Origin of the sequence: Pseudomonas sp. Pse1 (assembly GCF_024519635.1) — a bacterium.
In the GTDB taxonomy this organism is placed as follows: Bacteria; Pseudomonadota; Gammaproteobacteria; order Pseudomonadales; family Pseudomonadaceae; genus Aquipseudomonas.
Map to the genome: position 1 here is coordinate 151,373 of NZ_JALJRO010000004.1, position 13,039 is coordinate 164,411.

The 13,039-nt window shown below is 60.7% G+C and carries 13 protein-coding genes; 8 read left to right on the plus strand and 5 right to left on the minus strand.

The window, feature by feature from the left end:
- Positions 1-206: 206 nt before the first annotated feature.
- The 5 genes from NR126_RS08140 to NR126_RS08160 all read left to right on the plus strand — a co-directional run bounded on the left by NR126_RS08140 (position 207) and on the right by NR126_RS08160 (position 3,968).
- Positions 207-1,601 carry a PhoH family protein gene (locus tag NR126_RS08140; protein ID WP_027618625.1) on the plus strand — a complete coding sequence of 465 codons (1,395 nt, stop codon included), beginning with the start codon at positions 207-209 and terminating at the stop codon, positions 1,599-1,601.
- 129 nt (positions 1,602-1,730) lie between these two features.
- Positions 1,731-2,204: a cyclic pyranopterin monophosphate synthase MoaC gene (gene moaC / locus NR126_RS08145; RefSeq protein WP_027618626.1), complete on the plus strand. Its 474-nt coding sequence runs from the start codon at positions 1,731-1,733 to the stop codon at positions 2,202-2,204.
- On the plus strand, positions 2,201-2,443 hold the full coding sequence (gene moaD / locus NR126_RS08150) for a molybdopterin converting factor subunit 1 (protein WP_027618627.1): 243 nt from the start codon (positions 2,201-2,203) through the stop codon (positions 2,441-2,443). The genes moaC and moaD overlap by 4 nt, the downstream gene beginning before the upstream one ends.
- A 3-nt stretch (positions 2,444-2,446) precedes the next feature.
- Complete coding sequence (gene moaE / locus NR126_RS08155) at positions 2,447-2,899, plus strand: molybdopterin synthase catalytic subunit MoaE (protein ID WP_027618628.1); 453 nt, start codon at positions 2,447-2,449, stop codon at positions 2,897-2,899.
- Positions 2,900-3,191: 292 nt separating this feature from the next.
- Positions 3,192-3,968 (plus strand): ABC transporter substrate-binding protein, encoded by a 777-nt coding sequence (locus tag NR126_RS08160; RefSeq protein WP_027618629.1) that lies wholly within the window; start codon positions 3,192-3,194, stop codon positions 3,966-3,968.
- Between the two features lie 75 nt (positions 3,969-4,043).
- Here the strand turns inward: NR126_RS08160 and NR126_RS08165 are convergent, their stop codons facing one another.
- The 5 genes from NR126_RS08165 to NR126_RS08185 all read right to left on the minus strand — a co-directional run bounded on the left by NR126_RS08165 (position 4,044) and on the right by NR126_RS08185 (position 9,177).
- A complete protein-coding gene (locus NR126_RS08165; RefSeq protein WP_027618630.1) occupies positions 4,044-4,670 on the minus strand; it encodes a transcriptional regulator in 627 nt (208 codons plus the stop codon).
- 72 nt (positions 4,671-4,742) lie between these two features.
- Positions 4,743-5,870 (minus strand): FAD-binding oxidoreductase, encoded by a 1,128-nt coding sequence (locus tag NR126_RS08170; protein ID WP_256829999.1) that lies wholly within the window; start codon positions 5,868-5,870, stop codon positions 4,743-4,745.
- Positions 5,871-5,882: 12 nt separating this feature from the next.
- Complete coding sequence (locus tag NR126_RS08175) at positions 5,883-6,827, minus strand: ornithine cyclodeaminase family protein (protein WP_256830000.1); 945 nt, start codon at positions 6,825-6,827, stop codon at positions 5,883-5,885.
- A 129-nt stretch (positions 6,828-6,956) separates the two neighbouring features.
- Positions 6,957-8,423, minus strand: a complete 1,467-nt coding sequence (rhlB, locus tag NR126_RS08180) for an ATP-dependent RNA helicase RhlB (RefSeq protein WP_027618633.1) — start codon at positions 8,421-8,423, stop codon at positions 6,957-6,959.
- A gap of 97 nt (positions 8,424-8,520) precedes the next feature.
- The gene (locus NR126_RS08185; protein WP_256830001.1) at positions 8,521-9,177 is read right to left on the minus strand and encodes an alpha/beta hydrolase; all 657 of its coding nucleotides are present in this window, start codon (positions 9,175-9,177) and stop codon (positions 8,521-8,523) included.
- Between the two features lie 468 nt (positions 9,178-9,645).
- Here NR126_RS08185 and NR126_RS08190 point away from each other — a divergent pair, with 468 nt between their 5' ends.
- The 3 genes from NR126_RS08190 to NR126_RS08200 all read left to right on the plus strand — a co-directional run bounded on the left by NR126_RS08190 (position 9,646) and on the right by NR126_RS08200 (position 13,032).
- Positions 9,646-10,677, plus strand: coding sequence for an amino acid ABC transporter substrate-binding protein (locus NR126_RS08190; protein ID WP_027618635.1), 1,032 nt, complete (start codon positions 9,646-9,648; stop codon positions 10,675-10,677).
- Positions 10,678-10,742: 65 nt separating this feature from the next.
- Positions 10,743-11,924 carry an amino acid ABC transporter permease gene (locus tag NR126_RS08195; RefSeq protein WP_027618636.1) on the plus strand — a complete coding sequence of 394 codons (1,182 nt, stop codon included), beginning with the start codon at positions 10,743-10,745 and terminating at the stop codon, positions 11,922-11,924.
- 10 nt (positions 11,925-11,934) lie between these two features.
- Positions 11,935-13,032 carry an amino acid ABC transporter permease gene (locus tag NR126_RS08200; protein WP_027618637.1) on the plus strand — a complete coding sequence of 366 codons (1,098 nt, stop codon included), beginning with the start codon at positions 11,935-11,937 and terminating at the stop codon, positions 13,030-13,032.
- Positions 13,033-13,039 lie beyond the last annotated feature (7 nt).

Genomic DNA, 13,039 nt, shown 5'->3' on the forward strand with positions numbered 1-13,039 from the left:
TCAAAAAAGTGTCAAAGTGCTTTTTCCTGTCATGGGTTTTGGAGTATTACGAAGACAGACCGCCGAAACCTGCAGCACAGGTGGCGTCTTCCAAGACCCGCTTGTGTGCAATTCTCCGGACGCCCCCCCGGGGAATTCGGTGGCCACTTCGAGGCGCAGCACTGTCACGGTATTGCGTCGACTGGCTCCCACAAAGGTGACCGAGTATGGATGATCACGGACGTAGCCCTTCTTCCAACCAGCCAATCCTTTATGTACTCGATACCAACGTATTGATTCACGATCCAAACGCGCTTCTGAACTTCGAAGAACACCACGTCGCCATCCCCATGACCGTGCTTGAGGAGCTGGACAAGCTCAAGAGTGGGCATCACAGCGTCGCGGCCGAATGCCGTCAGGCTATTCGCCTGATCGACAAGACCCTGGGCGAGGCGTCACCGGAAGACGTTGAACTGGGTGTGCCGATCCAGCGTGGCAAAGGCGGTCCAAAAGGCTTGCTGTCGATTCTGATGAGCAAGCGCGCCGAGCCGAATATCATTCTGCCCGAGCACCTGAACGACAACATCATCATCAACCAGTTGATCGACCTGCATGCCCGGGAGCCCAAGCTGCCCGTGGTGCTGGTCACCAAAGACATCAACATGCGTCTCAAGGCCCGCGCCTGCGGGATCGCGGCCGAGGACTACAGCACCGACCAATTGGTCGACGACGTCTCGCTGCTGCCCAACGGCTACCACAACATGAGCGGTTCCTTCTGGGATCGCGTGAGCAAGGTGGAGACCCGCCAGGACCATGGTCGCACCTGGCACCAGGTGCAACTGATCGACAACCTGCCGGCAGTGCACATCAACGAATTCATCATCGATGAGCAGGGCTTTGTCGGCTGGATCAAGGAGATCGAAGACGCCAAGCTGCTGATCCTCGACCTGCATCAGGAACCCCTGTTGCACCAGGAAGCCTGGGGCCTGAAACCGCGTGACATCTACCAGAGCCTGGCGCTGTATGCCTTGCTCGATCCGGACATCCACCTGGTCAACCTGTCAGGCGCCGCCGGTTCCGGCAAAACCATCCTCGCGCTGGCAGCCGCTATCGAGCAGACCATGGTCAGCAAGCGTTACCGGCGCATCATCGCGACCCGTAGCGTGCAGGGTCTGGACCAGGAAATCGGCTTCCTGCCGGGCACCGAGGCGGAAAAAATGGAGCCTTGGCTGGGCGCCATCACCGACAACCTCGAAGCCTTGCACATGGACGACGAAAGCACCCATGGCAGCGTCGACTACATCCTTAGCAAAGTGCCACTGCAATTCAAATCCCTCAACTACATCCGGGGCCGCAGCTTCCAGCAAAGCCTGATCCTGATCGACGAATGCCAGAACCTCACCCCGCACCAGATGAAAACCATCATCACCCGTGCCGGCGCCGGTTCCAAAGTGGTGTGCCTGGGCAACCTGGCGCAGATCGACACCCCTTACCTGTCCGCGACCAGCTCCGGGCTGACCTACCTGACTGAACGCTTCAAGGATTTCCCCAACGGGGTGCACATCACCCTGCAAGGGGTGCCGCGTTCGATTCTGGCCGAATACGCCGAATCTCATCTGTAACTTTTCACACACACCGGGCGGCCTCGAAAGCCGCCCGGTTTTTTCTGTGTGACGGATAACCCTACAAACAAGGGTGCTTAATTCTGACCGGCAGGTTTACAATCGGGACTCCTGATCAGGAGTAACCCTGTGCTGACTCATCTCGATTCCCAAGGTCGCGCCAATATGGTCGACGTCACCGAAAAATCCGTGACGTTCCGTGAAGCCACGGCCGAAGCGCGCGTGCGCATGCTCCCCGAAACCCTGCAAATGATCGTCAGCGGCGGCCACCCCAAGGGTGATGTGTTTGCCGTGGCGCGCATCGCCGGGATTCAGGCGGCTAAGAAAACCTCGGATCTGATCCCGCTGTGCCACCCGTTGCTGCTGACCGGGGTCAAGGTCGAGCTGAACGCCGAAGGGCTCGACACCGTGCATATCACCGCCCGCTGCAAGCTGTCAGGGCAGACCGGCGTGGAAATGGAAGCCCTGACCGCCGCCAGCGTCGCGGCGCTGACCATTTACGACATGTGCAAGGCGGTGGACCGCGGCATGGTCATCGAGAACGTGCGCTTGCTGGAGAAACTCGGCGGCAAGAGCGGGCATTATCAGGCGGACGAGCAATGAAAGTGACAGTCAAATACTTTGCCCGTTACCGCGAAGTCTTGGGTAAGGATTCAGAGCGGGTCGAGGGTGAATTCGCCACAGTCGACGATGTTCGTGCTCTGCTGGCCCAGCGTGAGGGTGCCGAGGTGCTGAGCGAGCAGAACCTGATGTGCGCACGCAATGAAGACCTTTGCCAACTGGACGAGCCGCTCAGCGATGGCGACGAAGTGGCGTTCTTTCCGACCGTGACCGGGGGCTGAACCATGGCCATCCGCGTGCAATCGGCGGCGTTCGATCCGGGAGCTGAAGTCAATGCACTGCACGACGCCAATGTCGGCGTCGGTGCGGTGGTGAGTTTTGTCGGCTATGTGCGCGACTTCAACGATGGCCTCGATGTCGCCGGCATGTTCCTCGAACATTATCCGGGCATGACCGAAAAAGCCCTGGGCAAAATCGCCGTTGAAGCCGAGCAGCGCTGGCCGCTGCTCAAGCTCGAAGTGCTGCACCGCATCGGCGCGCTCGAGCCGGGCGAGCCCATCGTGTTTGTCGGCGCCACCAGCGCCCACCGCCAGGCGGCATTCGACGCCTGCGCCTTTGTCATGGACTACCTGAAGACCCGCGCGCCGTTCTGGAAGAAAGAAACCACCAGTGATGGCCCGCGCTGGGTGGAAGGGCGTGACAGTGATCATGCGGCGGCGGATCGCTGGAAGCAGTAAGTCTGGCGTTTCTTTATCGCCACTGCTGGCCTCTTCGCGAGCAGGCTCGCTCCCACATTGGGTTGGTGTACTCCGTACCCTGTGGGAGCGAGCCTGCTCGCGATGGCGGCCTATGCCCCACAAAAATCCTCAATGACTGCCCACCCGACCACCGGCCGGCCCAGCCTGCATTTGCCCGATTGACGCCAAATACATAAAAGTCCAGTATGGAATTATAAGTACAAAAAAGGCTCCACCGATTGACGCTTTCTTCTCTCTTGCCAAACCAACAACAACTCGCGAGAAAACCAACATGAAGAAATTCCCCCTCATCACCGGTCTGGCCCTGAGCCTGCTCGCGTGCAGCTCAGTGTTCGCCGCCGAGAAAACCCTGCGTATCGGCATCGAAGCCGCCTACCCACCGTTCGCCTCGAAAACCGACAAGGGCGAGATCGTCGGTTTCGACTACGACATCGGTAATGCCTTGTGCGCCGAGATGAAGGTCAAGTGTGTGTGGGTCGAGGGCGAGTTCGACGGTCTGATTCCGTCGCTGAAAGTGAAGAAAATCGACATGGCGCTGTCGTCCATGACCATCAACGACGATCGCAAGAAGTCGGTGGATTTCACCCACAAGTACTACTTCACCTCATCGCGGCTGGTGATGAAGGAAGGCGCGACGGTGGATGATCAGTACGCCAGCCTCAAGGGCAAGACCGTCGGCGTGCAGCGCGCCACCACCACCGATCGTTATGCCACCGAGGTGTTCGAGCCCAAGGGCATCAACGTCAAGCGCTACAGCAACAACGAAGAGATCTACATGGACCTGGCGGCCGGGCGTCTCGACGCGATCTTTGCCGACACCATCCCCCTCAACGATTTCCTGTCGATGCCTCGTGGCAAGGGCTATGCCTTTGTCGGGCCAGAACTCAAGGACCCGAAATACGTGGGCGAGGGCGCCGGGATTGCGGTGCGCAAGGGCAATGCCGAGCTGGTCAGCCAACTGAACAGCGCCATCGATGCGATTCGCGCGGATGGCGAGTACCTGAAGATTTCCGAGAAGTATTTCAAGTCTGATATCTACGGCGATTGATTAATCAACATCGTCGGAGCGCCGCCCGGAGCCGGCTCGCTCCGACGATGAGGCCAGATCAATCGCGGAAAATCTTCAGCCCTTCAACTCCTTCAAATGCTTGTACACCGTCGCCCGCCCCATGTTCAGCACATTGGCCACGTAGTTTGACGCGCTTTTACCCTTGAAGGCGCCTTCGGCGTGCAAGGCCAGCACCAGCTCGCGCTTGTGTTCGCGGGTCAGCACGTTCAAGCCCAATTGCCGCTCCCGCAGCCAGTTGTGCAGGAAGGTGTTGATGCGTTCCTGCCAGTCATCGCGGAACAGCGCGTCGGGTTGCGGGATCAGTTTGCTCGGCGAGAGAAACAGGTCCAGTGCGGCCTTGGCATTTTCGAACAGGGAAATGTTCAGGTTGATGCACAGCACGGCCAGCGGGTGGCCCTGGCTGTCGCGCAGGACACTGCTGAGGCTGCGAATCTTCTGTCCATCCCAGTTGAGCTTTTCGTACGGGCCGATGTTGCGCTCGCTGACCTCGTCACTGAGCATGTCTTCCAGTGCGGCATCGTCACCAATTTCGCGCTTGGACAGGTTGTTGGCGATGTAGTCGATCTTCTGCGTACGCAGGTCGTGCAGCACCACCTCGGCATGGGGGAAAAACAGCGTGGCGATGGCGTCGGCGATCGCCCGGAAGTTATCCAGTGCAGGATCGGGTAGAGGTGGGGTCATCGGTGGTGCTCCAGGCAATCGGCGCCCCGTGGACGAGGGGCGCAGGAAGTTTGCCGCAAACGGGGTCGGGTGTCAGCCGAGGCGTGAAGGCGAGAGCATTTCAGCGCTGAGGCCGAATTCGCACAGGTGCTGAGGAAGAGTCTCGCCGCGAACCAGCGCGGCGCTGGCCTGCCCCATGGCGGGTGAGGTCTGGATGCCATAGCCGCCTTGTGCGGCAACCCAGAACAACCCGGGCACCTGTGGATCGAAGCCGCTGATCAAGTCGCCGTCGGCGACAAAGCTGCGCAGGCCGGCCCAGGTGCGGGTCGGGCGGCGGATGGTCAGGGTGGTGGCCTCTTCGATCTGGTAGATGCCCATGGCGATGTCCAACTCTTCCGGCTGCACGTCATGGGGTTCGACCGGGTCGGCGTTGGCCGGTGAGCCGAGGAACATCCCGGCGTCGGGCTTCATGTAGAAGGACTCGTCGAGGCTGACCAGCATCGGCCAATTGTGGATGTCCATGCCTTCCGGCCCGGCAAAAATAAATGCGGCGCGGCGCTTGGGTTGCAGGCCCAGCGGGCGGGCGCCTGCCAATTCACCGAGCTTGTCGGCCCAGGCACCGGCGGCATTGATGATGATCGGTGCGCTGAAGGTCTGCGTGGCAGTTTGCACTTGCCAGTGGCCGGTGGCATCGCGTGTCAGGCCGAGTACTTCGCTGTCGGTGTGCACTTCGCCCTGGTTGCGCCGGATGCCGCGCAGGTAGCCCTGATGCAACGCATCGGTGTCGATGTCGGTCGCGGTGGGATCGTAGAGCGCGCCGAAGACTTTTTCCCGACGCAGGATGGGCAGGCGCGTGCAGGCTTCGTCGGCACTGAGCAATTGCATCTGCGGCACGGTGGCTTTGGCGCTCAGGTATTGGTTGTTGAGCTCGGCCGGGTCATTGCTGAAGTCGACGGTCATCTCGCCGCGCGGGGTCAGCAACGGGTGTTCGCAGAAGCCTGGCGGCGGCGCATCGAAGAATTCGCGGCTGGCCTGGGTCAGGGCGCGCACCTGTGGCGTGCCGTAGGCTGCTGTGTAGAGCGCCGCCGAGCGTCCGGTCGAGTGATAGCCGGGGTGAGACTCGCGCTCGAGCACGATCACCCGACCATGCCGGGACAGCCAGAAACCGGTGGAGGCACCGGCGATACCCCCGCCGATGATGATGAAGTCTGCCTGGGGCATGAACGGCTCCTGTCAGTGCGCCAACGGGTAAATGGCATTGGCCAGCGCAATGTCTTCCAGGCCCAGACCGATCGAGCGGAAGAACACATGGCGCTCGTAGTCCGGACGCTGCACCTTGCCACTGATCAGGTCAGGCAAATCGCCGAGGATTGCCGTCGGGTTCCAGCCATGCTGCTCACTGGCGATCAGCATTTCGCCAGCCGAGCCCGGTGTGGTCAGGCGGTAGTCGCAGAACACCTGCATGTCCTTGAGGCTGTGCGGTGGCACTTCGTGGGCGTGCGGGGCATTGGTGCTGATGGAGGTGATCAGAGCCGGTTTGCTCAACTCGGCGGGGTCAATCACCGGGCCTGCGGAGGAGGTGCAGAGCATGATCACGTCGGCATCGGCGACGGCAGTCTCGCGGCTGCTGGCGATGTTCACGCGTGGCTCGATGGCTTTCAGCAGGGCGATGGTCTCAGCGTCGTCGGCCAGGTTCGGCGAGTACAGGCTGATGCTCTGCCAGTCGCGCAGGCCTCGGACGTAATACAGGTGCGCCTGGGCGACCTTGCCGCGGCCGATGATCGCCAGTCGTGTCGCCTGCTGCGGGGCCAGTGCATCGACCGCCACCGCCGTTGTCGCCGCCGTGCGCGCGGTGGTCAGTTCGCCGGCATCGCACAGCAGCAGGGGCTGGCCGGTGTGCATCGACATCAGCAAGGTCCAGGCACTGACCAGCGGGCTCTGCTCGCGGACGATGTAAGGCGAGGTCTTGATTCCGTACACGCCGTCCTCGGCCAGCACTCCCAAGTAGTTGATGAAGTCGCCGGCACCCTGGGGGAACTCCACCAGTTGCTGGGCCGGTTGCACGGCTTGGCCAGCCGCCAGGTCTCGAAACAGCTTGCGCAGGATCTGCGGTACGTCGACCCGGGCGAGCAGTTCGCGGGCCTGGGCTTGGGCGATCACTAAAGGGGTGCTGGACATGCAGGGACTCCATGAAGTCGCAACTAAACTAATTTGTCCATTGTGGACTTATTCATCTATTTGGCAATATCCGGGCGTAAAAAAAGCGCAGTCCGTGGCCGGGTGCGCTTCTTTAATCGTGAACCTATCTTACGGGCGTTTGCGCTCTACAGGCCGCAGCAGATGGGTTGGCGGGGTTTCGCAACTGATCTTGCGGCCCAGCAGCTCTTCGATAGACGGTAGCTGGTAGGAGTCGTCTTCACCGGCGAAGCTGATGGACACACCGTCAGCGCCTGCGCGACCGGTACGGCCAATACGGTGCACGTAGTCGTCCGGCACTTCCGGCAGGGTGAAGTTAATCACGTGGCTGATGCCGTCGATGTGAATGCCGCGGCCGGCCACATCGGTGGCCACCAGCACGCGGATCTTGCCTTCGCGGAAACCTTCGAGGGTCTTGATGCGCTTGTGCTGTGGCACGTCGCCAGACAACTGCGCCGCATTGATGCCGTCGCGCACCAGGCGTTCTTCGATGCGGCGTACTTCGTCCTTGCGGTTGGCAAACACGATGACCCGCTCCCAACCGTTGTCGTTGACCAGGTTGTAGAGCAGTTTGTATTTGTCGGCGCCGGCCACCGCGTAGATGTGCTGCTCGACGTTTTCGTTGGCGACGTTGGCCACTTCGATTTCGACGATGGCCGGATCGGTGGTCCACTGCTTCGCCAGGTTCATCACGTCTTCAGTGAAGGTGGCGGAGAACAGCAGGGTCTGGCGTTCGCTTTTCGGCGGAGTCTGGCGAATGATCTGACGCACTTGTGGGATGAAACCCATGTCGAGCATCCGGTCGGCTTCGTCCAGCACCATCACTTCGACCATGTCCAGGTGCACGTCGCCGCGCTGGTTGAAGTCCAGCAGGCGGCCCGGCGTGGCGACGAGGATGTCGCAATGGCGGGCTTCAAGGTGCTTGAGCTGCTTGTCGAAATCCATGCCGCCAACGAAGGTCATGACGTTGAGGCCGGTGTACTTGGTCAGGTCGGCTGCGTCTTTGGCGATCTGCACCACCAGCTCGCGGGTCGGCGCGATGATCAACGCCCGTGGCTCGCCCATGTAGCGCTCTTTCGGCGGCGGGGTTTGCAGCAGTTGGGTGATGATCGACACCAGGAACGCGGCGGTTTTGCCGGTGCCGGTCTGGGCGCGACCGATGGCGTCCTTGCCGGCCAGGGTGAAGCCCAGTACTTGCGCCTGGATTGGCGTGCAGTACGGGAAGCCCAGGTCCTGGATGGCATGCATCAATTCCGGGGCCAGCTTGAAGTCGTGAAAGCGGGTTTTGCCTTCCTGGGGTTCGACCACGAAGTCTTCGAGTTTCCAGGTCACTACCGGCGGTTTTGGTGCACGGGGGCGACGCGGTTTCGGCGTTTCGCTGCGTACGGGGCCCGGGGGCGTTTCGATGGCAGGTGTGTTCACCGGCTCGATTTTCGCTGCGCTGCCCGCTGCGGTTAGACCAGGCTGATGACCGTCGGTGCGGTGGCTGGTAGCAGGAGTGGGGGCGCTGGAGCTGGGCGCGAGCTGCTCAGCCTCGCTTTTACCGAACATTTTCTTGAGTGCTTTGAGCACGGTCATCTCATTAATTGGTTAAGGAATGTACGCCGGCCAGTGTAATGCAAGAAACGGGCGCGGCGTAGTACGTTGGTCATACGGCGACACAGATGTGCCGGTATCAGCGCAAACGGTCGGCAAGCCAGGTGCCAATGTCGCGAATTTCCTCGGGTAACACTTCGTGCCCCATTGGGTATTCCTGCCATGTCACGGTGACACCACGGTTCTTCAGGTGCTCGTAGGCGCTACGGCCCATCGAGTTCTGCACCACGTCGTCGTACTGGCCGTGCAGGCACAGCACCGGAATCCGCTGCTGGCTGGCCGACAGTTCGAGTGTCTCGCTGAAAGTCGGGGCATAGGTGGAGAGGGCCAGGACACCGCCCAATGCTCCCTGCCATTTAAGAAATGCCGTGTGCAGGACCACGGCGCCGCCCTGGGAAAAGCCCGCGAGGAAAATCCGCGAAGCGTCTATTCCGCTGGCGCGCTGTTGTTCGATCAGTTCGATGACGCGATCGGCGGAAGCTTCCAGTTGTTCGCGGTCGATTGCCCGGGCCGGACTCATGGCCAGGATGTCGTACCAGCTCGGCATCTCGTAGCCGCCATTGATGGTCACGGCGCGGGTCGGCGCCTGGGGCAGGACGAAGCGCGTGGTTTGCAGGGTTTCCTGCAGGGCTTCGGCCACCGGCAAGAAGTCGAAGCGGTCGGCGCCCAGGCCATGCAGCCAGATGACGCAGGCGTCTTCGGCCTTGGCAGGGTGAAGAATCAAGGGCTCGCTCATGTTTGCTCCAGTCTTGTGCGTGCGCCCGCATTCGGTGCGGGGCTGAGGTGCACGTTCGGTCGATCAGTTAAGAAGATGTCGCACGGTTGCAAGTTTTGCTCTTGACCTCACGCTGAATCGCTTTAGCGAGCAGTGTGGTACGGGCCTTGCTATGGGGAATCCCGTGCAATCAATCCTGCGCCTGGCGGTAACACTATCAGGCTAACGTCGGCGACGGGAATGCAAAAAATCCGGTGATGGACGTTCGCCACAGGCCGCTACGGGCTGGGCAGACAGGAAAGGGCTACAGCCCGTTCGGCCGATTGGTGAGAAGTGAGTTTTCCATTATGTGGATTTTCTCCTACTAGACTCATAGCGAAAGTCTGACGCCGCTTGACCCTATAACAAGCCAACACGGGTCAACAGCGCCTCATAAGGGTGCGGCAGGACTCAAGCTCCGACACAACAAGAGCAAAACTGGAGGTTTGAATGAAGATGTTGAAATCCACCCTGGCAGTCGTGACTGCGGCCGCAGTACTCGGCGTCAGCGGGTTTGCCCAGGCGGGCGCAACCCTGGATGCGGTGCAAAAGAAAGGTTTCGTACAGTGCGGTGTCAGCGATGGCCTGCCAGGCTTCTCGGTTCCAGACTCCACCGGCAAGATCGTCGGTATCGATGCTGACGTCTGCCGTGCGGTAGCCGCTGCAGTGTTCGGCGACGCGACCAAGGTCAAATTCAGTCAGTTGAACGCCAAGGAGCGCTTCACTGCGCTGCAATCCGGTGAGATCGATCTGCTGTCGCGCAACACCACCATGACCAGCTCCCGTGACGCGGGCATGGGCCTGAAATTCCCGGGCTTCATTACCTATTACGACGGCATCGGCTTCCTGGTGAACAACAAGCTGGGCGTGAAAAGTGCCAAGGAACTGGATGGCGCAACCATCTGCATCCAGGCCGGTACCACCACCGAGCTGAACGTTTCCGACTACTTCCGCGGCAATGGCCTGAAGTACACCCCGATCACCTTCGACACCTCCGATGAAAGCGCCAAGTCGCTGGAATCCGGTCGTTGCGACGTGCTGACCTCCGACAAGTCGCAACTGTTCGCCCAGCGCAGCAAGTTGGCCGCGCCGAAAGACTACGTGGTCCTGCCGGAAACCATTTCCAAGGAACCACTGGGCCCGGTCGTACGTAATGGCGACGACGAGTGGCTGGCCATCGTGCGCTGGGTGGGCTACGCCATGCTCAACGCCGAAGAGGCGGGCATCACGTCGAAGAACGTCGAGGCTGAAGCCAAGAGCACCAAGAACCCGGACGTCGCCCGTTTGCTGGGTAGCGACGGCGAGTACGGCAAAGACCTGAAAGTGAAGAAAGACTGGGTCGTGCAGATCGTCAAACAGGTCGGCAACTACGGTGAAGTGTTCGAGAAAAACCTCGGCAAAAGCACTCCACTGGAAATCGACCGCGGCCTGAACGCGCTGTGGAACAACGGCGGCATTCAGTACGCACCACCAGTGCGCTGATGGTTCTATCACCCGGCGGGCCAACCGCCGGGTGATGTTCTGTTCCATTCTTTGCGGGGCACTTCATGCAAAATTCTATCGGCGCACCAAAGCAGAGGTTCAGCCTCAGCGATCCAAAAGTGCGTGCGTGGCTATTCCAGATCATCACCATCGTGGCGGTGGTCTCCATGGGCTGGTATCTGTTCGATAACACCCAGACCAACCTGCAGCACCGGGGCATCACCTCCGGCTTCGACTTTCTCGAGCGCAGTGCCGGTTTCGGCATCGCCCAGCACCTGATCGACTACACCGAATCGGACAGCTATGCCCGGGTGTTCGTCATCGGCTTGCTCAACACCCTGCTGGTGACTTTCATCGGCGTGATCCTGGCGACAATCCTCGGTTTCATCGTCGGCGTCGCGCGCCTGTCGAAGAACTGGATCATCGCCAAGCTGGCGACCGTCTATGTGGAAGTCTTCCGCAATATTCCGCCGCTGCTGCAGATCCTGTTCTGGTACTTCGCGGTATTCCTGACCATGCCGGGGCCGCGCAACAGCCACAACTTCGGCGACACCTTCTTTGTCAGCGCCCGTGGCCTGAACATGCCAGCGGCGAAAATGGCTGAGGGATTCTGGCCGTTCGCCGTGAGCGTCCTGGTGGCGATCGTCGCTGTGGTGCTGATGAACCGCTGGGCTAACCGTCGCTTCGAAGCAACCGGTGTGCCCTTCCACAAGTTCTGGACCGGCCTGGCGTTGATGCTGGTGATTCCGGCGTTGTGCTCCCTGGTGTTCGGCGCGCCGGTGCACTGGGAAAAACCGGAGCTCAAGGGTTTCAACTTCGTCGGTGGTTGGGTACTGATCCCGGAACTGCTGGCCCTGACCCTGGCCTTGACCGTGTACACCGCGGCGTTCATCGCCGAGATCGTGCGTTCCGGGATCAAGTCGGTGAGCCACGGCCAGACCGAGGCCGCTCACTCGTTGGGACTGCGCAACGGTCCGACGCTGCGCAAGGTGATCATCCCGCAAGCCCTGCGCGTGATCATTCCGCCGCTGACCAGCCAATACCTGAACCTGGCGAAAAACTCCTCGCTGGCAGCCGGTATCGGTTATCCGGAGATGGTCTCGTTGTTTGCCGGTACGGTGCTGAACCAGACCGGGCAGGCGATCGAGGTGATTGCCATCACCATGAGCGTGTACCTGGCGATCAGTATCAGCATTTCCCTGCTGATGAACTGGTACAACAAGCGCATTGCGCTGATCGAGCGGTAAGGAAAAGCGCATGAGCACTCATACTTTCAAACCTGACATGCCACCGCCGAGCAGCAGCATCGGCATCGTGGCGTGGATGCGCGCAAACATGTTCTCCAGTTGGCTCAACACCCTGCTGACCCTGTTCGCGTTCTACCTGATCTACCTGGTCGTGCCGCCGATCCTGCAGTGGGCGATCCTTGACGCCAACTGGGTCGGCACCACTCGCGCCGACTGTACGAAGGAGGGCGCCTGCTGGGTGTTCATCCAGCAGCGCTTCGGCCAGTTCATGTACGGTTACTACCCGCCGGAACTGCGCTGGCGTGTCGACCTGACGGTGTGGCTGGCGGTACTCGGCGTGGCGCCGCTGTTCATCTCGCGTTTCCCGCGCAAAGCCATCTACGGCCTGAGCTTCCTGGTGCTCTACCCGATCATCGCCTGGTGCCTGTTGCACGGCGGCGTGTTCGGCCTGACACAAGTAGCGACCAGTCAGTGGGGCGGCCTGATGCTGACCCTGGTGATCGCCACCGTCGGCATTGCCGGCGCCTTGCCGCTGGGGATCGTCCTGGCGTTGGGGCGGCGCTCGAACATGCCGGCGATTCGCGTGGTCTGCGTGACCTTCATCGAGTTCTGGCGCGGCGTGCCGTTGATCACGGTGCTGTTCATGTCCTCGGTGATGCTGCCGCTGTTCCTGCCCGAAGGCATGAACTTCGACAAGCTGCTGCGGGCACTGATCGGGGTGATCCTGTTCCAGTCGGCCTACGTCGCCGAAGTGGTGCGTGGCGGTCTGCAGGCGATTCCAAAGGGCCAATACGAAGCGGCCGCGGCGATGGGCCTCGGTTACTGGCGCAGCATGGGCCTGGTGATTCTGCCGCAAGCCCTGAAGCTGGTGATTCCGGGCATCGTCAACACCTTCATCGCGCTGTTCAAGGACACCAGTCTGGTGATCATCATCGGGCTGTTCGACCTGCTCAACAGCGTCAAGCAAGCCGCCGCCGACCCCAAATGGCTGGGCATGGCCACTGAAGGCTACGTGTTCGCGGCCCTGGTGTTCTGGATTTTCTGTTTTGGTATGTCGCGCTATTCCATGCACTTGGAACGCAAGCTCGACACTGGCCACAAGCGCTGAAGCGCCG

What these genes read in the sequence shown, in the direction of transcription:
- NR126_RS08140 (WP_027618625.1), top strand. Translation starts at nt 207, where the DNA reads ATGGATGATCACGGACGTAGCCCTTCTTCCAACCAGCCAATCCTTTAT.
- moaD (WP_027618627.1), top strand. Translation starts at nt 2,201, where the DNA reads ATGAAAGTGACAGTCAAATACTTTGCCCGTTACCGCGAAGTCTTGGGT.
- moaE (WP_027618628.1), top strand. Translation starts at nt 2,447, where the DNA reads ATGGCCATCCGCGTGCAATCGGCGGCGTTCGATCCGGGAGCTGAAGTC.
- NR126_RS08160 (WP_027618629.1), top strand. Translation starts at nt 3,192, where the DNA reads ATGAAGAAATTCCCCCTCATCACCGGTCTGGCCCTGAGCCTGCTCGCG.
- NR126_RS08165 (WP_027618630.1), bottom strand. Translation starts at nt 4,670, where the DNA reads ATGACCCCACCTCTACCCGATCCTGCACTGGATAACTTCCGGGCGATC.
- NR126_RS08170 (WP_256829999.1), bottom strand. Translation starts at nt 5,870, where the DNA reads ATGCCCCAGGCAGACTTCATCATCATCGGCGGGGGTATCGCCGGTGCC.
- NR126_RS08175 (WP_256830000.1), bottom strand. Translation starts at nt 6,827, where the DNA reads ATGTCCAGCACCCCTTTAGTGATCGCCCAAGCCCAGGCCCGCGAACTG.
- rhlB (WP_027618633.1), bottom strand. Translation starts at nt 8,423, where the DNA reads ATGACCGTGCTCAAAGCACTCAAGAAAATGTTCGGTAAAAGCGAGGCT.
- NR126_RS08185 (WP_256830001.1), bottom strand. Translation starts at nt 9,177, where the DNA reads ATGAGCGAGCCCTTGATTCTTCACCCTGCCAAGGCCGAAGACGCCTGC.
- NR126_RS08190 (WP_027618635.1), top strand. Translation starts at nt 9,646, where the DNA reads ATGAAGATGTTGAAATCCACCCTGGCAGTCGTGACTGCGGCCGCAGTA.
- NR126_RS08195 (WP_027618636.1), top strand. Translation starts at nt 10,743, where the DNA reads ATGCAAAATTCTATCGGCGCACCAAAGCAGAGGTTCAGCCTCAGCGAT.
- NR126_RS08200 (WP_027618637.1), top strand. Translation starts at nt 11,935, where the DNA reads ATGAGCACTCATACTTTCAAACCTGACATGCCACCGCCGAGCAGCAGC.